This is a genomic window from Dyella japonica (genome assembly GCF_040545895.1).
GTDB lineage: Bacteria > Pseudomonadota > Gammaproteobacteria > Xanthomonadales > Rhodanobacteraceae > Dyella > Dyella japonica_D.
Map to the genome: position 1 here is coordinate 48,984 of NZ_JBEPMU010000006.1, position 20,709 is coordinate 69,692.

Sequence of the window (20,709 nt, forward strand, 5' to 3'; positions counted from 1 at the left end):
CCCACGACCCGCTAACCATCACCAACTTATCGAGAGTTGATCATGGCTACCCACGATCATACGGTACGTATTCGCTCGTCCGTTCCCCCTGACGACACCTTCACTCCTCCACTTGGCGACGCAGCGCGCACGCGTGCGGTGTGGCCCGGAGCCCTGCGTTTAAGCACGCTGCGCACACGCGGTGACATTGCTCTATCAGTGCTCACCCTCACGCGCTTGTGTGTCGATAGAGAGCAATATCGACACGCGCAGGCGCGGGGATTCCCTGGCAGGCCGCTGCCATGGCCGTTTCCCGTGGCCGTCGCGGCCAGCTTGGGCACGGCCATCTACGGCCTCCAGCAATACGCCCGCCTGCTCGGTGACGAGCCACGAGTGAACATCACGCGCCTTCGATGATCGCCGTGGCGGCGCATCGGCCGGCATGGCGATGCGCCGCTCTCGAGCGATCACTGACGACGCTGCCAGGCATTCACTGACACGGAGCGCTGTAAGCGCCTATCCGCCGCGCGGCCGTGCCCTACAAGGGAAGACCACCATGGAACTGATCCAGCTCACCCCGCATTCGGACGTGGACCCCTCGCAACCCCTGCGAGCCCCCGGCGACATCCTGCTGCACGCCTACCTGATCCCGAATGCACTCAACCCCGCACGACTCGCCCGACGCACGGGCATACCCGCCACCCACATCAAAGCCTTCATCGCCAACACCCATCCCATCACCCCCAAGATCGCCCTCCGCCTTTCCCTTGCCTTCGACACCACTGCCTTCTACTGGCTGGCACTACAAGCTCGTTACGATCTGGAAAAGGCAAAGCCTGTGGTTCGCGCTTATCGTCCTCTCATTGATTAAGGACAAACGCACGGCAAATGGGACGAGGTAGTTGAGCCCCAGCGCCATGGTTCGAATTAACTACCCATCCCATTTGCTCTAAGCGCTGCCGCTGTTGACCCGGAAAAAAGCGGCCTCTACTTTCGACCCGAAATGGACCTTAATGGGTAAGAGTCACCTGCGGCCGCTCTGCGTGGCGCGGTCGAGCTGCTGATGGAAGCGAGCGCGAGGCAGAAGAAGTCTAGACACGGCGTTGGGCGGGCTGATGCTCGCCGTCGATGCGAGTGGTTAAATTGATCCGGGCTCTCAACCATCCTGCTGAGCAAAGCGAGGACGTCGCCTGCACAGTTCACTGGCAACGGGCTGCCATCACGTCAGGCCCAGCGTTCGTTTGGGGCCGCTCACCTGCTGACTGCTTCGCTTGGCTGTCAGCAGGCGAGCGGCACCCCCATGCCCTGGCACTACAGTTTGATATGAATTCCGGGCGCCGTCATCGTAATGGCGATGATGCATATGGAAGCCAAAATCACCCAGAGCCAGCTGAAACGAATAGGCTCGATCACCGCGGTTTGACTTGTGCCCCTGGACAGAATGGCAGACAGAGGCCAGACGACCATTCCTAGAAGAGTCGTCGGAATGGTGGATGTAATCAGAAGCCCAGTGTCGTGCATTCTGAGGCCAACCAGGATGTAGACGACACTCACGAAAAAATAAGACGGGATCGTTAATTTATATACATTTCCCGAGAACCTCGGAAGGGTAGCGGCTGCCCACCTGATGGTGAGGAGGCACGCCACGATGCTGAAGGCCAGTTCAAAGGCGCGAAGCAGATCTCGATAAAAGGCATTATGTATTTGATGGAAGAAGGCGAAATCGCCGACGCCGAATATTGCCGAATATCCGGGGTATACAACGCCGGCAAACATATTTGCTACAGCGCAAGTCCACACGAAATAAGCCAGTGCACCTGAGCAACGCTCTTTCGAGATTTTTAGGAAATAGCCGCCCAAGACGAGGGCGATGACGACGTCAACAAATGATCCCGCGACAGATATGATGTCTATCGCAAACGTCGCTCCACCCAAATAGTGCGAAACACTGTCGATGTTGTCTATTGATGTTGAATTCAATAAGAATTGTCTGTGTCCAAACAGGAACATGGTGACGCCATGCCCTAAAACCTCATGGGGCATGATGTAGAAATAAAATGAGATCAAACTAATGCAAAGGATCACAACAATATTATTGTGATCTGTTCTTGAGTCGCTCTTTGTGTTCATTGGGCCCTCTCGCTGAGGGCTGTCGACAGGGCTTGCGCAACGCCATGCAGGGCATGGGTCGTTGCCAAGGCAATTAAATACGACGAAAACTTACGCATCAACTTCACGCACCCTCATCTTCTTGTTGTTAGTGAACACACCAGCGTGTCAGTCATTCATTCAACCTCCACCCGCTTGCGCAGCCGGTTTATCGGCCAGGCCTTATGGCGTAAAGGTCAACGCGGCCCGCAGGAAGTACAGGCCACGTTTCGCAACGCCATAGGTAGGATTAGTTCCGTTGTGCAGGCTGCCGGTTGCCCATCGAGGTTTGAAGTGCTCAGTCGATATTCATTTTGTCGACGCGTCATCGACGACGAGAGCAGCGAATTCAGGGTCAGGTACGAGATACCTTCATCGCTAGCGGAGCGAATGAACGAGGTTGCGCCGTTGCGGGCAATCGAGCGGACGGCGATCGACCTGGCTCGCTTTCATGCGCCCTCGCACGACGCCCGGATGTGATCGCCATCAGCTAACTGGGAAGGATTGGGTGGGCGCAGGTCCTGGACTTGCATTCCTGCTGAAAACCGGGGTCCGAGTGCACTTTTTTCATCCAGCGCGTGAACAAAGAGGAGTGAAAGTCGACTCTGACCCCTGTTTTGGTTTTTGCACTCCTTGGTCGGAGGCATGCTGCGGTCGGTTGTCGTTGTCTTCGTTATTCGTGGCACTTGTCCGGTCGTTGTCCTACGGGGCGGCGAAAGCGAGGACGAGGTCTCGCGCTCGCGGCTCCGGTGCGCCAACGGTGCACGGCGCTACACTCGCACGGCACCTCATGCGGCGATGTGGGCGTTTCATGCATGAGGCCCTCGACGGGTCCATCGATCTTCGCGAGCGATGAGCGACTTTCTAACGGTGACAGGGCAAATTCACTTACGTCTCTGGGCCAACGGATTCGTTACCCTTGTCGGCGACCGCAAGTTTGATGGCTTGTAGGGTTCGCAATCGACCCAGGGAAGACCCGCCGGGATACCGAACAGGAGATCGTATGATCGAGAGCTACCGTCCTTCTTCGACGTCACGATCTGTGATGCTGTTAGTCGGCGTCCCCGGGACGGCAATCTTCTGGTTCGTAGGAATAAAGGCAATCGGCCAAGTGCCCCTTCTTCTTTCCTGTGCGTTCGTCGCAGCGGGGGGCGCTATAGCCAGACAGGTTCTGTTTGATCTGACGATGCGCGTCGACATGGATGCCCATTCGATAACCCGGTCCTGGCAATTCGGTAGCGTGGTTGTCCCCATCGATAAGATCCATCGCCTCTCGTGGGGAGGAGCTCGTGGCTCGCTCGTACTGTCCATTCATTACGGTGCGAAGCGCTTCATCCAGATCTCAAGCAACGTTCTGACAAAGGATGAGTTGCGAAAGATTCACAAGGATCTACTCGCTGCAGCCATCGCTGCGCATGGCCTTGAGGGAACGCCACTCCGGCCTCTGTTCTCGGAGCAAGTGGGCTACATCGACATCGATGAAATGATTGCTATGAAGCGCCGGTAGTGGGGGCGCTGGATGGCGGGGTGGTAACGGGGCCATCTCAGGTTCACTTACGTCTTTGCTTGAGAAGTGAACCTGGCCCCGTTTTTGTGTTTTGCTTGAGAAGTGAACCTGGCCCCGTTTTTGTGTGGACCCCGTTCTTGACGTGTGCGGTGCCCCTTGGCCTGCTTTTGCTGACGGAGAACAGGTTTTCAGCCATGGACTGGCCGCGTTCTAGCCCTGGAGGGCTATGCTCCTTAAGTAGGCTCAACTGCGCCATTGCGTGTGGCCTCACATGGCGGAGATACTTGTCGCGAGGCATGCCAGGGGATGGTGATGAACGAAGCTACTATGGTCGGCTACATCGGTACACTTGAGTCTGGGCGAACGAAGCCGATATTGATCGAAGCTGTTAGAGCTGATGGCGCTCATGTTCAACTTGTGGCGAAACTCACGGGAAGGCAGCTCGACAAGGGCGCTCTCACCCGTGAACTCGTAGCTGCCAATCTTGCTCGACGGCTTGGCCTTGAAACCCCGACTCCATACTTACTCCATCTCCCTGACAATTACCGTGAAATGTCGCTTCCTTCGGACGTCGAGGCGGCCATCGAAGGGGGATACTTTCCAACCTTCGCCACTGAGTATTTGCCCAAACTCATCGCTTTCGTTCCAGATCGCAAACTCCATGAAATGCATCTGCAGAAGGCCGCAGAGATTTTTACGTTCGATGCGTTAGTGGTGAACCGAGACCGTTCAGAGCATGGGAACGTTAACTGTCTTACCGATAGCAACAGGTTCGTCCTGATCGACCATGAGACAGCTCTGGATGCGCAACTTATCGGTAGTTCAATTTATATCGAACCCTGGAAGCCGGCGGCGCTGGGCCCCATGCGGAGCATAGTCAAACACATCTTCTACGACAGCCTCAGTGGTGAAGGTGTCGACTTCACTCCAATTCGCAAAAAATGGATGCAAATTTCGCTCGCAGACGTCGATGCGATACTGCATGATGTTCCCGTAGGTTGGCGGGGTGCCGAGCGTGGTGATGCGGCCATCCGCCAATATCTTTCGGACCTGCTTTCAAACATGAGTGCCGCGCTTGATACGGTCGAGGAGTTTCTTCAATGGAGCCCTTGAAGCCCTACAGCTACGTAATACTGCAGTACCTTCCAGACATCATGACGGGAGAGGTGCTGAATATCGGCATTGTCTTCTTCTGTCCTGCGAATCAGTTTCTGGCAGTTCGCATGCGGCCGTCTATCACCCGCATCAGCCAGGCGTTTCCAGGCATCAACGGGCAGGGTCTGAAACGGATAGCTGGTTGGATTAGTACGTCCATCGGAAAGCAGGCACGCCAGCTTTACGGGAAGTCACGAAACCTGTTCCTCGAAGAGCCTATGTCTGCGAGAGCATTCGCGCTGGCTCATTTTCCAAAGGATGACAGTTCGCTGCGATGGTCGGAAGAAAGGCACGGACTTACAGTTGATCCAGAAGCGGAACTCGCCCGCCTATTCGAAAGGGTAGTGGTTCACTATGACAGGCCGTTAGATAGGAATGCGCGATCAGATGCAGATGTCTGGTTTGAGTACTCGAAAGCGTTGGAATCAGTGGGGCTGGCCAGTGAGCTTCAGGAGCATACGGTTTCGGGAGAAATTGAGCCGTATAAGTTCGACCATGCCCTGAAAAACGGCAGATGGCATTGCCTAGAACCGCTATCGTTTGATCTCATGCGTCCTGAAAGCATCAAGGCCAAGGCAAGGGACAAGTTCGCAGAGATGTCGTTTCTCACTGCCCCCAAGGAGGATCTCAAAGTTTACTTTCTCATAGGCGAGCCGCACACCGATGACGGCCGTCGCGCAGCAGAAACGGCCATCCGGATTCTGGAGCACTCGCCGTTGGATAAAGAGATCGTGCGGGAGAGTGAGGCTGCGGCGCTGGCGAGCAGGCTAGCAGCCACGATGCATTAAGAATCGGCCCGCTTCGGCGGGCTTTTTCGTTCTTTGTCGTCTAGCCGCCTCTTGGGGCGAGGGCGCCTTGGTAATCCCAGCATGCGGGAAATGGTGTCAGGGACAATTTGAACGCGCATGCTCTTCGGCGAAGCTAGGGTGGCGCCCGAAAAAGGCTCATATCCCGAATCGCAAACAACAAAAAAGGCCCCATCTCTGGAGCCTTTCAAGTCCCGTTGTGGCAACGGTTTATTCGGTGGTGGGCGATGCAAGGATCGAACTTGCGACACCTGCCGTGTGAAGGCAGTGCTCTACCGCTGAGCTAATCGCCCGCCGAGCGCGCAAATATACGAGGACCGGCCGGGGAGGTCAAGCCTCGGACCTTAAAAAAGTGTCTAGGACGGCAGGCGATTGAAAGGTGGGCGAGTACAATAGTCGGCTTTTCAGCTATCGGGCCGCCGTCCATGGACTTCCTGACCCACGAACTCAGCCACGTCCTCGAAGCCCTGCGCCGCTTCGAACTCACGCCCTGGAAGGTGGTAGGCCTGCTGGGCTCGGTGATGTTCACCAGCCGCTGGTTCGTGCAGGTTTACTACACCCGCAAGCTCAAGCGTGTGGTGATGCCGCTTTCTTTCTGGTGGTTGTCGGTGATCGGCAGCGCGCTGCTGCTGTCGTACTTCATCTTCGGCAAGAACGACTCGGTGGGCATTCTGTCCAATTTCTTCCCGGCCTTCGTGTCGATCTACAACCTTGTGGTGCACATGCGCGAGGTGAGGCGCAGGGACCTGGTGGAAAGCGAGGTCTGATCGACTGGATCTCGTGCGACCGGTATGCCGGTCGCACGTCTTTCATCAATCCGGGTCGTAATCGAGGTTCGGTGCCAGCCAGCGTTCGGCTTCCTCGCGCGTCCAGCCTTTGCGCTTGGCGTAATCGTCCACCTGTTCGCGGGTGAGGCGGCCCACCACGAAGTATTGGCTGTCCGGGTGCGAGAAGTACCAGCCGGACACGGCCGCCGTGGGGAACATGGCGAAGCTGTCCGTGAGTTCGATACCGGCGTTGTGCGTGGCGTCGAGCAGCTTGAACAGCATGCCCTTCTCAGTGTGGTCCGGGCAGGCCGGGTAGCCGGGAGCAGGGCGGATGCCGCTGTATTTCTCGTCGATCAAGGATTCGTTGTCGAGCGATTCCTGGGGCATGTAACCCCAGAATTCTCGGCGCACGCGTTCGTGCAGGCGTTCGGCGAAGGCTTCGGCCAGGCGGTCGGCCAGGGCCTTGAGCAGGATGGCGGAATAGTCGTCGTGTGCCGCTTCGAAGCGTGCCACGTGCGCGTCGATGCCGATGCCGGCGGTGACGGCGAAACCGCCGAGCCAATCCTGCTTCTTCGCGGATTTGGGCGCGATGAAATCGGAGAGGCAGAAGTCGGGGCGTTCGGCCGGCTTGTCGGCTTGCTGGCGCAGATGGTGCAGCACGCGGGTTTCGCCATCCTCGTGGCGAAGCACAATGTCGTCGCCGTTGGAACACGCCGGCCAGAAGCCGATCACGCCGCGTGCGCTCAGCCACTTCTCGGCGATGAGCTTGTCCAGCATCGCTTGCGCGTCGTTGAACAATTCCGTGGCCTGCTTGCCCACGATCTCATCGGTGAGAATGGCGGGGTAACGTCCCGCCAGTTCCCAGGCGTTGAAGAAGGGCGACCAGTCGATGTATTTGCGTAGCTCGGCGAGGTCGTAGTCGTCGAACACGGTGATGCCGGGCTGCCTGGGCTGCGGTGGTTCGTAACTGGCCCAGTCGGTGGTGTAGCGCTGTCCGCGCGCCTTCTCCAGCGACACCAGCGTTTTTCCACTGCCGCGATTCTTGTGGCGCTCGCGCACTTCGGCGTACTCGGCCTTCACCTTGGCGATGAAGTTGTCGACCAGTTCCTTGCTGAGCAGCGACTGCGCCACACCGACTGCACGCGAGGCATCTTTCACCCACACGGTGGGCGATTTGTAGTGCGGCTCGATCTTCAGCGCCGTGTGCGCACGCGACGTGGTGGCGCCGCCGATCATCAGCGGGATCTGGAAATTCTGGCGCTGCATCTCGCGCGCCACCTGGCTCATTTCTTCCAGCGACGGCGTGATGAGGCCGGAAAGGCCGATGATGTCGGCGTTCTCGGCGATGGCGGTTTCCAGGATCTTCTGCGTGGGCACCATCACGCCCAGGTCGATCACGTCGAAGTTGTTGCAGCGGAGCACTACGCCGACGATGTTCTTGCCGATGTCGTGCACGTCGCCCTTCACCGTGGCCATGACGATCTTGCCGTTGGACTTGCCGGCATCGCCCGTGCGCGCCTTTTCCTCTTCGATATACGGAATGAGGTGGGCCACGGCTTTCTTCATGACGCGGGCGGATTTCACCACCTGCGGCAGGAACATCTTGCCGGCGCCGAATAGGTCGCCGACCACGTTCATGCCGTCCATCAGCGGACCTTCGATGACGTCGAGCGGGCGCGAGGTTTCCAGGCGCGCCGCTTCGGTGTCTTCGACCACGAACTGGTCGATGCCGTGCACAAGGGCGTGGCTCAGGCGTTCGCGCACGGGCTTGTCGCGCCATGCGAGGTTTTCGACGATGACTTCGCCTTTCTTCGCCTTGAACTGATCGGCGATTTCCAGCAGGCGTTCGGTGGCGTCGCTGCGGCGGTTGAGCACCACGTCTTCGACGCGCTCGCGCAGTTCTTCCGGCAGGTCGTCGTAGATCATCAACGCGCCGGCGTTGACGATGCCCATGTCCATGCCCGCCTTGATGGCGTGGTAGAGGAACACCGAATGGATCGCCTCGCGCACCATGTTGTTGCCGCGGAACGAGAACGACACGTTCGACACGCCGCCCGACACATGCGAATACGGGAAGCGGCGCTTCAGCTCGCGCGTGGCCTCGATGAAGTCCACGGCGTAGTTGTTGTGTTCCTCGATGCCGGTGGCGATGGCGAAGATGTTGGGGTCGAAGATGATGTCTTCGGGCGGGAAATCGAGTTTGGTGGTGAGCAGTTCGTAGGCGCGCGAGCTGATTTCCACCTTGCGTTCGCAGGTGTCGGCCTGGCCTTGTTCGTCGAACGCCATTACCACCACGGCGGCGCCGTACTGCTGCACCTTGCGCGCGTGTTCGAGGAAAACCTCTTCGCCTTCCTTCATCGAGATGGAATTGACGATGCCCTTGCCCTGCAGGCAGCGCAGGCCGGCTTCGATCACCGTCCACTTGGAGGAATCGACCATCACCGGCACGCGGGCGATGTCCGGCTCGGCGGCGATCAGATTCAGGTAGCGCGTCATCGCCGCTTCCGAATCGATCAGGCCTTCGTCCATGTTGACGTCGATGATCTGCGCGCCGTTGGCCACCTGTTGGCGCGCGACGTCCACGGCTTCCTCGTAGCGTTCTTCCTTGATGAGCTTGCGGAACTGCGCCGAGCCGGTGACGTTGGTGCGTTCGCCGACGTTGACGAACAGCAGGTCGGGCGTGATGACCAGCGGCTCGAGGCCGGAGAGTCGGGTGTAGCGAGGCATCATGCGTTGTCCTCCTCTCGCCGGCGGGGAGAGGATTGAGGTGAGGGGGCGGGGCTTGCGGTAACGCTTGTTAAAGGTGCGAGGATGGAGCCGAATGCCCCCCTCTCCCCAGCCCTCTCCCGCAAGGGGAGAGGGAGTTTCACGCGGCCTCCTGCGTTTCGGCAGGGATGGTGCGTGGCGCGATGTTGCTTACCGCTTCGGCAATTGCCTTGATATGCGCCGGCGTGGTGCCGCAGCAGCCGCCCACCAGGTTGAGCAAACCGTCGCGGGCAAAGCCGCCGATCACGGAGGCCATTTGCTCGGGTGTTTCGTCGTATTCGCCAAACGCATTCGGCAGGCCGGCATTCGGATGCGTGCTGACGAAACACGTCGCCGTGTTGCTCAGCACTTGCACGTGCGGACGCAGGTCGGCCGCGCCCAGCGCGCAGTTCAGGCCGACGGAGATCGGGCGCGCGTGCTGCACCGAGTAATAGAACGCTTCGGCCGTCTGGCCCGAGAGCGTGCGGCCGGAGCGGTCGGTGATGGTGCCGGAGATCATCACCGGCAGGCGCGCGCCACGCTGGCGGAACAGCTCGCTGAGCGCGAACAACGCGGCCTTGGCGTTGAGCGTGTCGAAGATGGTTTCGACCATGATGAGGTCGGCGCCGCCATCGACGAGCCCGCTGCCCGATTCCACGTAGTTGTCGACCAGCTCTTCGAAGGTGACATTGCGGAAGCCTGGATCGTTGACGTCCGGCGACAGCGACGCAGTGCGACTGGTGGGGCCGAGCACGCCGATCACGAAGCGCGGCTTGTCCGGCGTCTTCGCTTCCGCGGCGTCGCAGGCGGCACGTGCAAGGCGGGCGCCCTCGCGGTTCAACTCATAGGCGAGGTGTTCCAGGTGGTAATCCGCCTGGCTGATGCGCGTGGAGTTGAAGGTGTTGGTTTCGACCAGGTCCGCACCGGCTTCGAGATAGGCCTCGTGCACGCCGCGGATGATGTCCGGGTTGGTCAGCGTGAGCAGGTCGTTGTTGCCCTTCAGGTCGCAGCTGCCGGGATGATCGTGGGTGTGTGCGCTGTCGTGGCCGTCCACGAAGCGGTCGCCGCGAAAAGCGGTCTCGTCCAGCGCGTGACCCTGCAGCATGGTGCCCATGCCGCCGTCGATGATGAGGATGCGTTCGCGCAGCAGTCGCTCCAACAGGGCAACGCGTTCGGGGTGGAGCCAGGGGAGCGTGCTCATGGGGAGAATTCCTCACGCGGAAATGGATGCAGTGCTCGACACCCTTCGCTCGTCATTCCAGCGAAAGCTGGAAGTGCTTTATCAACAGCCGAAGGGCTGGTCATCCAGTGCCTTCGCTCTGTTCCGTCACGCCTGAAAGTCGCTGGATTCCAGCTTTCGCTGGAATGACGGCGAGGGCTGGAATGACGGTGAGGGGTATGGGAGGCATGCGTAGACATGGGATGAGTCTTTACGGCTTGCGTGCGAGCAGGCTGATCACTTCGAAGTGAGGTGCCTTGCGCTCGCGGCTCAGCCGGGTACAGCTCATGGATTCGAGGCCGGCCTTCTTGGCGAAGCCGGTCAATTCGTCGGCAGAAAAACCAAGATTGCGGTGATCGAACGGTTCCACCACGGCGCGGTGGTCGTGCTTGCCCAGCGTCACGGCGAGCAGGCGTCCGCCGCTGCGCAGCACGCGCGCGGCTTCGGCAACCGCTTGGGCAGGGTGTTCCGCATAGGTGAGGGCGTGCAGCATCAGCACAAGGTCGAAACGGCGATCGCCGAGTTCCAGCGCGTGCATGTCGCCCTTGAGCACTTCCACGTTGCCGAAGGACTTGAGGCGCTGCGCGGCGGCTTCGGTCACGCGTTCGCTGCTGTCCACGCAGACGATGGAATGCGCGTGCGGCGCCAGCAGTTCGGCGGTGATGCCGTCGCCCGAGGCGATGTCCAGCACGTCGCCGGTTTCCAGCAGCTGCAGCAGTGAGCGCGCCAGGGTTTCCCAGGTGCGGCCGGGCGAGTAGTGGCGTTCCATGTCGCCGGCCACGGTGTCGGCCCAGCCTTCTTCGCGCGCGCGCTCGGCCAGCACGCCGGGAAGGCGGGCGGCGTCTTCGCGCAGCAGCGCGTCGTCGATGTTCTCGCGCAGGGAGCGCAGCAGCACCTGCAGGTGTTCGTCGGTTTCGGCGTTGGCCCGGTAGTAGGCGGAAACGCCGGCGCGGCGGTCGCGCACCAGTTCGGCTTCCTTGAGCTTGGCCAGATGCGTGGACACGCGGGGTTGCGCCAGGTGAAGCACGGCGGCGAGCTCGGCCACGGTCAGCTCTTCGCGTTCGAGCAAGGCAAGCAGACGTACCCGGGTGGGGTCCGCCAGCAGGCGCAGCACGCTGGAGGCGGTAGCCAGGTCCATCGTTATCCTTATATCGCGATGCAGAGATACATAAGGCTAGAACTGGGCGCGCCCTGCGTCAAGGAGCGAGAAGTGAGGGGAGAGAGGTGAGAAGTGAGGGGAGAGAAGTGAGAAGTGAGAGACGGCCTGGCTCTGTTTCTCTCGCTCCTCTTCGCTTGCTCCTGGCTCTTGCTGCACCCGCACAGAGGTCGCGCGGCTAGCCGGGATAAAATGGAGGGCTTCCCTGATCCCCTTGGAGCCTTTCATGGATTTCCGATTTACCGACGACCAGCTGTCCATCCAGGCCATTGCTCGCGATTTCGCGCAGAAGCGCATCGTGCCGGTGGCGGCGGAGCTGGACGAGAAGGGGGAGTTCCCGCTGGAGAACATCCGCGAGATGGGGCAGCTGGGCCTGATGGGCATCGAGGTGCCCACCGAGTACGGCGGCGCGGGCATGGACCCGATCGCCTACGTGCTGGCCATGATCGAGATCGCCGCGGCCGACGCCGCCACCGCGACCATCATGTCGGTCAACAATTCGCTGTTCTGCACCGGCATCCTCAAGCACGGCACCGAGGAGCAGAAGCAGAAGTACGTGCGCGCCATTGCGCAGGGCGAGGGCATTGGCGCCTACGCGCTCACCGAGCCGCAGTCGGGCTCCGATGCCTCGGCCATGCATACGCGCGCCACGAAGAACGCCAACGGCGACTGGGTGATCAACGGCAAGAAGAGCTGGATCACCTCCGGCATGGTGGCGCGCTACATCATCCTGTTCGCCATCACCACGCCGGGCATCGGCGCCAAGGGCGTGTCGGCCTTCATCATCGACACGCAGCTGCCGGGCTTCCACGCCGGCAAGAGCGAACCCAAGCTGGGCATCCGCGCGTCGGCCACCTGCGAAATCGAATTCCACGATTACGTGTGCCCGAAGGAAAACCTGCTGGGCGAGGAAGGCAAGGGCTTTGCCATCGGTATGGGCCTGCTCGACGCCGGCCGCATCGGCATTGCTTCGCAGGCCGTGGGCATTGCGCGTGCCGCGTACGAGGCGTCGGTGCAGTGGTCGCGCGACCGCAAGGCCTTCGGCACGCCCATCGGCACGTTCCAGATGACGCAGGCCAAGATCGCTGACATGAAGTGCAAGCTCGACGCCGCCACGCTGCTGACGTTGCGCGCGGCATGGACCAAGGGCGAGGCGGAAAAGAACGGCGGCCGTTTTGGCACCGAGGCTTCCATGGCCAAGCTGGTGGCATCGGAAGCGGCGATGTGGATTTCGCATCAGGCGGTGCAGATCCACGGCGGCATGGGTTATTCCCGCGAAATGCCGCTGGAGCGTTACTTCCGCGACGCCAAGATCACCGAGATCTACGAAGGCACCAGTGAAATCCAGCGCATCGTGATCGCGCGCGCCGAAACCGGCCTGCGCTAAGTGGTATCCATGAGAGCCCCCGGTCGCGTCGCGGCCGGGGGTTCTCATTTGCTGGCATCGACTCGATTGACTCCCGCAAGATCGATCGCAAATACTTGCGGACAGCCAGGGAGCAGGCCACCCCTCCCGCCAAGGATGGCGAACTTCTTTCCTTCTCCCCGATCGACCCTGCATCGCGTGGCGTGCGAATGCATTCGTCCCGGCACGTCGGGAACTGACGGCGCGGGGCTATCTCGATGTGACGCGCCGCTCTGGTCGCCAGCTCACCTGATGGCAGAAAGCGCGTCCAGTGGCGCTGGTTGGCGCTTTCGCGAACGGCCGTCCGGCCGCGGCACGATGGTTGCTTCACGGTCAGGTCCCAAGCCACGTACCGCGAGCTGCCCATGACCGATATCGTCGAGAAGCTGGAAGAAGAAAGCATGGTCTACAAGACCTTGCTGGAGTCCACCAAGGCCATTCCCTGGCGCATCCAGTGGGACAGCCTGTCGTTTTCCTATATCGGTCCGCAGATCGAGCACCTGCTGGGCTGGGCGCCCGACAGTTGGGTGAGTGTGCAGGACTGGGCCGAGCGCATTCATCCGGAAGACCGCGACTGGGCGGTGAATTTCTGCGTGGCGCAATCGAAGGCCGGCGTGGACCACGAAGCGGACTATCGCGCCCTGCGCAAAGATGGCGGCTACGTGTGGATACGCGACGTGGTGCACGTGGTGCGCAAGGACGACGGCAGCGTGGATGCGCTGGTCGGCTTCATGTTCGACATCAGCGAGCGCAAGCGCACCGAGCAGCGTCTGATCGAATTGCAGCGCGAGCTGGAAGCGCTGTCGTTCAAGGACGGCCTCACCGGCATCGCCAACCGCCGCCGCTTCGACACCGTGTTCGACGAAGACTGGGAGCAGGCGCGCCGCAGCGGCAAGCCGCTGTCGCTGCTGATGCTCGATATCGATTACTTCAAGCAGTACAACGACCACTACGGCCACGTGCAGGGCGACTATTGCCTCAAGCTGGTGGCCAAGGTGCTGGAGAAAGCGGTGCGTCGCTCACACGATTTCCTGGCGCGCTTCGGCGGCGAGGAGTTCGTGCTGGTGCTGCCCGATACCGATGCGGCCGCCGCACGCGAGGTGGCCGAGCGCTGCCACGCGTTGATCGAGCACGAGTGGATTCCGCACGAACGCTCCATGGCACGCAAGGCGCTGACCATGAGCATTGGCGCGGGCACGGTGGTGCCGATGCACGGCGATGAGCGCCTGTCGTTCCTCGAACTGGTCGACCGGCGCCTGTATCAGGCCAAGCAGCGCGGTCGCAACACCACGGTGAGCAGTGACGACTGAGGTATCACGCGCGCACCGCGGGTGATTCCGCGGTGCGCAGCGGCAGGATCAGGTGCGCGGCGAGCAGGCCGAGCAAGCCACCGAGCAGCGTCTGCCAGATGCGCGCGCTCAAGAACATGATCGAGTGTTCGCCCGACGCGGCAAGCGTGACGATCAGGGTGAAGGCGAACGCGGCGCAGGCAATGTCATAGCGTTCCGGCAGCGCCATCGCATAGACCACCATCGCCGCGGCGGCCAGCGTCCAGATCACCAGCGGCGCATGCTCGGCCAGCGGAAGACAGGCAAGGCCCAGCGGTACGCCAATCAGCGTGCCCACGATGCGCCTGCGCACGCGTTGCGCCGTGCCCGTGGCGCTGCCGGCCACCACATAGGTGCACGCCGTGACCGCCCATGCCGACTCGGGCAGGTGCAGGCGCGCATTGAGCGCCACCACGATCAGCGATGCCACGGCGGCCTGCACGCCCATGATGAAGGGCGCCGACAGGTGCCAGCGGCCGGGCACATCCGCTGGCGAAAGCACGGCCAGTTCCGCCGGCCGCTCGGCCGGACCGGACAGCAATCGCGGCACGATGGATGCAAGCATGGCGATGCACCCCGCGATCACGATCGCCGGCCATGCCGATGTGTCGAGCCGCATGGTGTAGGCCAGCAACTGGCCAATGTAGATCTGCGAACCGACGCCCGCGCCAGTGATGCCATAGCGCTTGAGATAGCTGGCGAGGAACGCACCGCTGACCAGCGTGAATTCCGCTCCGTTCTGCCCTAGCGGAGAAAGTGCCGGCACCAGCATCGCCTGCATCAGTGCGCCCAGCGTGGCGGCCAGGCAGAGCAGGGCGAGATCGCGGCTGGATTCAAAGCGCGTATGCCGCGCTTCGGAAACGCTGGCCCACAACGCCATATTCGCTGCCAACGAGCCAACGGCGACGAGGCTGCCGAACGGATGCGCCACATCGTGCAAGGTGCCGATCGCCGCCGCCAGGCCATAGGCGGTGACCAGCCGCAGTCCCTTGATGCGGCGATGCGTGCCGGGATCGCGTTGTTCGAGCCAGTCAACGAATGAGCGCATGCGGGCGAAAGCAGGGATGGCCGTAGCCGCACATTATCAGCAGCCGGCACGCGCGGCCTTTTCGGAAACGCAGGGTGACGCGAGTGACGCATGAAAAAAGCCCCGGTCTCGCGACCGGGGCTTTCTCGTTTGACTGCCGGAGACTCGGATTACGCGCCGCGGCGCGGATCCGAATCGAACGGCTGCATGGCACTGCTCGGCGTACCGCCATTGCCACCGCCACCCTGCGGCGTATCGGTGGCGGTACCGCCATGTGCCGGGCGAATCTTGCGGGACGGTTCGTCCAGCTTGTCGCCCAGTGCGCGGCGCACCGTCACGTAGAACACCGGGATCAGCAGCAGACCCAGGAAGGTGGCGAAGATCATGCCGCCGATCACGCCCGTACCGATGGCGTGACGCGAGTTCGCGCCGGCACCGGTGGAAATGAACAGCGGGAACACGCCGAGGATGAAGGCCATGGAGGTCATCAGGATCGGGCGCAGTCGCTGGCGGGACGACGTAATGACGGCCTCGAACAGCGACTTGCCTTCCTGTTGCTGCTCCACCGCGAACTCCACGATCAGGATCGCGTTCTTCGCGGCCAGGCCGATCACCGTGATCATGCCGATCTTGAAGTACATGTCGTTCGGCAAGCCGCGCAACATCGAGAACACGACCGTACCGAGCAGACCCAGCGGCACCACCAGCAGCACGGCGACCGGAATCGACCAGCTCTCGTACAGGGCGGCAAGGCACAGGAACACGATCAGGATCGACAGCGCCAGCAGCAGCGTGGCCGAGTTGCCCGCCAGGATTTCCTGGTACGACTGGCCGGTCCAGTCCGCACCGAAGCCCTTGGGCAGGTCGTGATCGACGATGCCCTGCAAGGCGTTCATGGCCTGGCCGGTGGAATACCCCGGCGCTTCGTTACCCACGATTTCCACTGCGGCGTAGCCGTTGTAGCGGGTCAGCGCGGGCGAGCCCATGCCCCAGTCGGTTTTCACCACGCTGGAGATCGGAATCATGTTGTACGGATTGACCGTGGCCTGATACGTCGACGTGGAGCTGGACGTGGACGAGCCGTTCGAGGCCGCCGGGCCCGGCGCCAGGCTGCTGGGCGTGTAGATGTGCTGCAACGCGTCGGGGCCCATGCGGTAGGCCTGGTCAGCCTGCAGGTAGACGCGCTTCACGCGGCCGCCATAGACGAAGTCGTTGACGTACACCGGCGCCAGCGTGAGCTGGATGGCCGTGTACACGTCGCTCACCGACATGCCCATCGACTGCGCCTGCACGCGATCCACCTTCATGTTCCACTGCGGTGCATCGGGCAGCTGGTTGGGACGCACGCCGAACAGGGCCTTGTTGTCCTTCGCCTTGCCCACCGTGGTGGCCATCGCCTGCATCAGCTCGCCGTGCGTCTGGCCGGCACGGGCCTGCAGATACATGTCGATGCCGCCGAACTGGCTCAAGCCGCGGATGGTGGGCAGGTTGACCACGAAGATCTGCGCGTCGCGAATACCGTGGAACACGCCGTTCAACTTCAAGATCAAGTCATCGGCCGTGATCGCTCGCGCGTCCCAGTCCTTGAGCTTGATGAAGGCCATGCCGGTGCTTTCGCTCTGGCCGATGAAGCTGAAGCCGCTGATCTGGTACATGCCGATGATGTCGTCGTTGTACGGGCTCTTCTTGACCCGCTCGCGCATCTCGGCCATCACGGCCTGCGTGCGCTGCAGGGTGGCACCCGGCGGCAGGTTGACGATGGCCAGCGCAAAGCCCTGGTCTTCACTCGGCACGAAGCTGGTCGGCAGGCGCGTATAGAGGAAGCCGGCAAGCACCGCCACCAGCGCGAACACGATCATCCAGCGCGGCGCATGACGCGTCGCACTGCCGATGTGGCCGCTGTAGGTGTGCGTGACCCAGTCGAAGACCTGGTTGAACTTGCGGTAGACGATGTTCTTCTTGTGGTCGTGCTCCGGCTTGAGCAGCGTGGCGCACAGCGCGGGAGTGAACGACAGCGCGAGGAACGCGGAGAAGCCCATCGACACCGCGATGGTCAGCGCGAACTGCTTGTAGATCACGCCCGACGCTCCCGGCTGCAGCGCGGACGGCACGAACACCGCCGCCAGCACCACCGTGATGGCAACCACCGCACCGGTGATCTGGCCCATCGCCTTGCGCGTGGCTTCCTTCGGCGAGAGTTGCTCCTCGGTCATGATGCGTTCGACGTTCTCGATCACCACGATCGCGTCGTCCACCACGATACCGATGGCCAGCACCATGCCGAACAAGGTCAGCTGGTTGATGGTGAAACCCAGTGCCACCAGGCCGATGAAGGTACCGAGCAAAGCCACCGGGATCACCAGGGTCGGAATGACCGTGGCGCGGAAGTTCTGCAGGAAGATCAGCATCACCAGGAAGACGAGGATGATGGCCTCGATCAGGGTGTGCACCACTTCCTTGATGGAGATCGTCACGAACGGCGTGGTGTCGTAGGGGGCGAACCAGGTGACGCCTTCGGGGAAGTCCTTCGAAAGCTCATTCATCTTGGCCTTGACGGCGTCGGCCACGTCCAGCGCGTTGGCGCCGGGCAGCAACTGCACACCCAGGCCGCCGACCTGCTGGCCGTTCCACGTCGCACCCAGGCCGTAGCTCTGCGGACCGAAGTCCAGACGCGCCACGTCGCTGAGCTTCACCACCGTGCCGTCGCTGTTGGCGCGCAGGATGATGTTGCCGAACTCCTGCGGGGAGGAGAAACGGCCTTCAGCGGAGACCGTGGCGGTGAAGCCCTGGTCCTTCGGCGACGGATCGGCACCCAGCGAACCGGCGGCGAACTGCACGTTCTGCGCCGCCACGGCGGAAAAGACCGAGCTGGGCGACAAGCCGTAGCCGTGCATCTTGTCCGGGTTGAGCCAGATGCGGATGGCGTACTCGGCGCCGATCAGGCGGGTGGCGCCCACGCCGGGGATGCGGCCGACCTGGTCCGCCACCTGCGACGCAATCACGTCGGCCAGGCGGTTGCCGTCGATGTCCGGGTTGTTGGACACCAGCGACACGAACATCAGGAAGTCCGGGTTGCTCTTGGCCACCACCACGCCCTGCTGGGTCACGGCGGTAGGCAGGCGCGGCAGCGCGAGCTGCACCTTGTTCTGCACCTGCACCTGGGCGATGTCCGGATCGGTACCGGTTTCAAAGCTCAGCGTGATCGAGGTGGTGCCGTTGGAGTTGGACGAGGAACTGAAGTACAGCAGGTGGTCGATACCGGTGAGCTGCTGCTCGATCACCTGGGTGACGTTCTTCTCCATGGTGTCGGCGTTGGCGCCCGGGTACGTCGCGGACACCACCACCTGCGGCGGCGCAATGTTCGGGTACGACTCGATACCCATGTTCAACACGGAGATGGTGCCAACCAGAGTGATCAGGATGGCTACCACCCACGCGAAGATGGGGCGGTCAATAAAGAAACTCGGCATGTCGGTCGACTCCCTTTACTGCTGGCCGCCAGCAGCATGTCCCGCTGCTGCCGGTTGACCCTGCTCGCCGGGCTTCTGGTCGGGCTGGAACGGCGCCGCCTTGGCCGGTTTGCCGGGCTGCACCGTCTGCAGGCCGGAGACGATCACCTGGTCGCCGTTGCTCAGGCCCTTGGTGACGATCCAGTTCGGACCGGCCTGGTTCTCGGCGCTGACGTTCTTGCGGACGACATTGCCGTCCTGGCCCACCACCAGCGCATAGGCGCCGACCACGTCACGCTGGACGGCCGCCTGCGGCACCAGGAAGACGTTGTGCAGCTCGCCGAGGTTGGCGGTGATGGTGACGTACGTACCCGGCAACAGACGGCGCTGCGGGTTGGCCAGCAACGCGCGCAGGTTCACCGAGCCGGTGGTCGGGTCGACCGTGGCGCCGGAGAAGTCCAGCGCGCCGTCCTGGTCGTACTTGCTGCCGTCGGGCAGGGTGACCTTCACCGAGGTCTTGGCCTGGTCGCTCAGCGACACATTGCCGGCGGCCTGGGCGGCGCGCAGGCGATCGAGATCGGCCGCGCTGACCGTGAAGTTCACGTACAGCGGATCGAGCTGGTCGACCGTGGTGAGCAACGTGGAGTTGGAGCCCGTATCGGCGGCACCGGCGCCGACGATGGCGCCCTCGGTCACCTGCTGCTGACCGGCGCGGCCGTCGATGGGCGACACCACACGCGTGTAGCCCAGGTTGATCTTTGCGTTCTCCACTGCCGCCTGCAATTGCTTCACCGTGGCGGCGCTGCTGCGCTCGTTGGCTTCGGCGGCGTCCAGGTCGGACTGCGAGATGTAGTTCTGCGGGCGCAGCTTGCGGTCGCGCTCGGCCAGGTTGTGGAAGTTCACGTAGTTGGCCTGTCCCGCGGCCAGGTTGGCCTTGGCCGAGTCCAGCGCGGCCTGGTAGACGGCCGGGTCGATCTCGAACAGCACCTGGCCTTGCTTGACGTCGGTGCCTTCCTGATAGACGCGCTTGACCAGCACGCCCGAGACGCGGGCGCGGACATCGGCGCTGCGGAAGGCGGACACGCGGCCCACGAGGTCCTTGGCCAGCGGCGTGCTCTGGGCCTGCGCCTTGACGACACCGACTTCGGGCGGTGGCATCTGCGGCGGACCTTGTTCCTTGCCTTTGCCACAGGCGGCCAGTGAGAGCAGGCCAAGGCACAGCAGAGGTGTGCGCAGTGACGTGGACTTCATGTGGGCTCCATTCTTCTTAATGTGGTCGGGGGATGCAGCGCGTCGGCGCCTCTCCGGGCGACGACAAAAGGGGCTTGCGACGAACACACAGCAACCCCGCGTATCCGGAGGTCCCGACGACGGGAAACCGGGATGGGCGGGGACCGGGAAGCCATGGCTCGTTCAGACAAGCGAGCTTGGACTATACCGTACAGTTTACAATTTGTAGAGCCACCCCTGACACGCTGGTTGGGCCTCCAGGGCCGCTCCGCGCGCTTCGCGTGCTCTGTGGAGCCTGGTTGCTGTACCCCTCGCGTGGATCGTGGGTACTAATTTTGGCTGAATTCCGTGAAGGAAGGGTGTCGGCCATCGAGATGCGGACCTTGGCCAGCGCGTGCATGGTGCCAGCGACCTCGGGGGAAAGCCTGTGCCGATGGTCCGGTTGCATCGAAATCGCGCTTGCTTGCAACAAGCTCAATGACCACCGGTTGGCCACGCCCGCGTTGCGCGCCACTTTTTCCGTACGCCGTGACAACGCGATTTCATCTGCTGCGCTGCAACGTTTTGAACACCTCGCTACGGCGACATACGGCCTGGTACTGCGTAGCCGCATCGATGCGCGTGCTGCGCGCATCGCGCGGGCAACACGCGAGCGCGGCAAGTTTTTCTTCGCCGCATGCGAGCGCAGGTCTGTTCCGCGCTGTCACGCAAACGTCGCGAAAACCGCCGCCGCCTCGATTGCTGCACGGGCGTCATGGCCTGCCGCTAGCTGAAGTACGCCATTCGCA

Annotated in this window: 15 protein-coding genes and 1 tRNA gene; 8 read left to right on the top strand and 8 right to left on the bottom strand. The window is 62.1% G+C overall.

The window, feature by feature from the left end; genetic code table 11:
* The first annotated feature begins 535 nt into the window (after positions 1–535).
* Positions 536–850: a HigA family addiction module antitoxin gene (locus tag ABIC75_RS18365; protein WP_354015349.1), complete on the top strand. Its 315-nt coding sequence runs from the start codon at positions 536–538 to the stop codon at positions 848–850.
* 440 nt (positions 851–1,290) lie between these two features.
* Here the strand turns inward: ABIC75_RS18365 and ABIC75_RS18370 are convergent, their stop codons facing one another.
* On the bottom strand, positions 1,291–2,109 hold the full coding sequence (locus tag ABIC75_RS18370; RefSeq protein ID WP_354015350.1) for a hypothetical protein: 819 nt from the start codon (positions 2,107–2,109) through the stop codon (positions 1,291–1,293).
* Positions 2,110–3,130: 1,021 nt separating this feature from the next.
* Here ABIC75_RS18370 and ABIC75_RS18375 point away from each other — a divergent pair.
* From ABIC75_RS18375 to ABIC75_RS18385, 3 genes are all read left to right on the top strand, one after another.
* Positions 3,131–3,634, top strand: a complete 504-nt coding sequence (locus ABIC75_RS18375) for a hypothetical protein (protein ID WP_354015351.1) — start codon at positions 3,131–3,133, stop codon at positions 3,632–3,634.
* A 312-nt stretch (positions 3,635–3,946) separates the two neighbouring features.
* On the top strand, positions 3,947–4,747 hold the full coding sequence (locus ABIC75_RS18380; protein WP_354015352.1) for a HipA family kinase: 801 nt from the start codon (positions 3,947–3,949) through the stop codon (positions 4,745–4,747).
* Entirely contained in the window at positions 4,735–5,577 is an 843-nt protein-coding gene (locus tag ABIC75_RS18385) for a DUF3037 domain-containing protein (protein WP_354015353.1), read from the top strand. Before ABIC75_RS18380 ends, ABIC75_RS18385 begins: the two co-directional genes overlap by 13 nt.
* Positions 5,578–5,813: 236 nt before the next feature.
* On the opposite strand, the gene ABIC75_RS18390 is transcribed toward ABIC75_RS18385, so the two are convergent.
* Positions 5,814–5,888, bottom strand: a tRNA-Val gene (locus tag ABIC75_RS18390).
* A 132-nt stretch (positions 5,889–6,020) separates the two neighbouring features.
* On the opposite strand from ABIC75_RS18390, the gene ABIC75_RS18395 reads away from it, so the two are divergent.
* A complete protein-coding gene (locus ABIC75_RS18395) occupies positions 6,021–6,362 on the top strand; it encodes a lipid-A-disaccharide synthase N-terminal domain-containing protein (protein WP_354015354.1) in 342 nt (113 codons plus the stop codon).
* A gap of 45 nt (positions 6,363–6,407) precedes the next feature.
* Here the strand turns inward: ABIC75_RS18395 and metH are convergent, their stop codons facing one another.
* The 3 genes from metH to ABIC75_RS18410 form a co-directional block, all read right to left on the bottom strand.
* Entirely contained in the window at positions 6,408–9,092 is a 2,685-nt protein-coding gene (metH, locus tag ABIC75_RS18400; protein WP_354015355.1) for a methionine synthase, read from the bottom strand.
* Positions 9,093–9,228: 136 nt separating this feature from the next.
* On the bottom strand, positions 9,229–10,308 hold the full coding sequence (locus tag ABIC75_RS18405; protein ID WP_354015356.1) for a homocysteine S-methyltransferase family protein: 1,080 nt from the start codon (positions 10,306–10,308) through the stop codon (positions 9,229–9,231).
* A 229-nt stretch (positions 10,309–10,537) separates the two neighbouring features.
* Positions 10,538–11,464, bottom strand: a complete 927-nt coding sequence (locus tag ABIC75_RS18410) for an ArsR/SmtB family transcription factor (protein ID WP_354015357.1) — start codon at positions 11,462–11,464, stop codon at positions 10,538–10,540.
* A gap of 244 nt (positions 11,465–11,708) precedes the next feature.
* Here ABIC75_RS18410 and ABIC75_RS18415 point away from each other — a divergent pair, with 244 nt between their 5' ends.
* Both ABIC75_RS18415 and ABIC75_RS18420 read left to right on the top strand, forming a co-directional pair.
* Positions 11,709–12,869, top strand: a complete 1,161-nt coding sequence (locus ABIC75_RS18415; RefSeq protein WP_354015358.1) for an acyl-CoA dehydrogenase family protein — start codon at positions 11,709–11,711, stop codon at positions 12,867–12,869.
* Positions 12,870–13,252: 383 nt separating this feature from the next.
* Positions 13,253–14,197: a GGDEF domain-containing protein gene (locus tag ABIC75_RS18420; RefSeq protein WP_354015359.1), complete on the top strand. Its 945-nt coding sequence runs from the start codon at positions 13,253–13,255 to the stop codon at positions 14,195–14,197.
* Positions 14,198–14,201: 4 nt separating this feature from the next.
* On the opposite strand, the gene ABIC75_RS18425 is transcribed toward ABIC75_RS18420, so the two are convergent.
* The 3 genes from ABIC75_RS18425 to ABIC75_RS18435 form a co-directional block, all read right to left on the bottom strand.
* Complete coding sequence (locus ABIC75_RS18425; protein ID WP_354015360.1) at positions 14,202–15,263, bottom strand: FUSC family protein; 1,062 nt, start codon at positions 15,261–15,263, stop codon at positions 14,202–14,204.
* A 149-nt stretch (positions 15,264–15,412) separates the two neighbouring features.
* On the bottom strand, positions 15,413–18,712 hold the full coding sequence (locus ABIC75_RS18430) for a multidrug efflux RND transporter permease subunit (protein ID WP_354015361.1): 3,300 nt from the start codon (positions 18,710–18,712) through the stop codon (positions 15,413–15,415).
* A gap of 15 nt (positions 18,713–18,727) precedes the next feature.
* Positions 18,728–19,942, bottom strand: coding sequence for an efflux RND transporter periplasmic adaptor subunit (locus ABIC75_RS18435; RefSeq protein ID WP_354015362.1), 1,215 nt, complete (start codon positions 19,940–19,942; stop codon positions 18,728–18,730).
* Between the two features lie 314 nt (positions 19,943–20,256).
* On the opposite strand from ABIC75_RS18435, the gene ABIC75_RS18440 reads away from it, so the two are divergent.
* Positions 20,257–20,694 carry a hypothetical protein gene (locus tag ABIC75_RS18440; protein WP_354015363.1) on the top strand — a complete coding sequence of 146 codons (438 nt, stop codon included), beginning with the start codon at positions 20,257–20,259 and terminating at the stop codon, positions 20,692–20,694.
* The last annotated feature ends 15 nt before the right edge of the window (positions 20,695–20,709 follow it).

What these genes read in the sequence shown, in the direction of transcription:
- ABIC75_RS18380 (WP_354015352.1), top strand. Translation starts at nt 3,947, where the DNA reads ATGAACGAAGCTACTATGGTCGGCTACATCGGTACACTTGAGTCTGGG.
- ABIC75_RS18375 (WP_354015351.1), top strand. Translation starts at nt 3,131, where the DNA reads ATGATCGAGAGCTACCGTCCTTCTTCGACGTCACGATCTGTGATGCTG.
- ABIC75_RS18410 (WP_354015357.1), bottom strand. Translation starts at nt 11,464, where the DNA reads ATGGACCTGGCTACCGCCTCCAGCGTGCTGCGCCTGCTGGCGGACCCC.
- ABIC75_RS18395 (WP_354015354.1), top strand. Translation starts at nt 6,021, where the DNA reads ATGGACTTCCTGACCCACGAACTCAGCCACGTCCTCGAAGCCCTGCGC.
- ABIC75_RS18385 (WP_354015353.1), top strand. Translation starts at nt 4,735, where the DNA reads ATGGAGCCCTTGAAGCCCTACAGCTACGTAATACTGCAGTACCTTCCA.
- ABIC75_RS18425 (WP_354015360.1), bottom strand. Translation starts at nt 15,263, where the DNA reads ATGCGCTCATTCGTTGACTGGCTCGAACAACGCGATCCCGGCACGCAT.
- ABIC75_RS18405 (WP_354015356.1), bottom strand. Translation starts at nt 10,308, where the DNA reads ATGAGCACGCTCCCCTGGCTCCACCCCGAACGCGTTGCCCTGTTGGAG.
- metH (WP_354015355.1), bottom strand. Translation starts at nt 9,092, where the DNA reads ATGATGCCTCGCTACACCCGACTCTCCGGCCTCGAGCCGCTGGTCATC.
- ABIC75_RS18430 (WP_354015361.1), bottom strand. Translation starts at nt 18,712, where the DNA reads ATGCCGAGTTTCTTTATTGACCGCCCCATCTTCGCGTGGGTGGTAGCC.
- ABIC75_RS18420 (WP_354015359.1), top strand. Translation starts at nt 13,253, where the DNA reads ATGACCGATATCGTCGAGAAGCTGGAAGAAGAAAGCATGGTCTACAAG.
- ABIC75_RS18415 (WP_354015358.1), top strand. Translation starts at nt 11,709, where the DNA reads ATGGATTTCCGATTTACCGACGACCAGCTGTCCATCCAGGCCATTGCT.
- ABIC75_RS18435 (WP_354015362.1), bottom strand. Translation starts at nt 19,942, where the DNA reads ATGAAGTCCACGTCACTGCGCACACCTCTGCTGTGCCTTGGCCTGCTC.
- ABIC75_RS18370 (WP_354015350.1), bottom strand. Translation starts at nt 2,109, where the DNA reads ATGAACACAAAGAGCGACTCAAGAACAGATCACAATAATATTGTTGTG.
- ABIC75_RS18365 (WP_354015349.1), top strand. Translation starts at nt 536, where the DNA reads ATGGAACTGATCCAGCTCACCCCGCATTCGGACGTGGACCCCTCGCAA.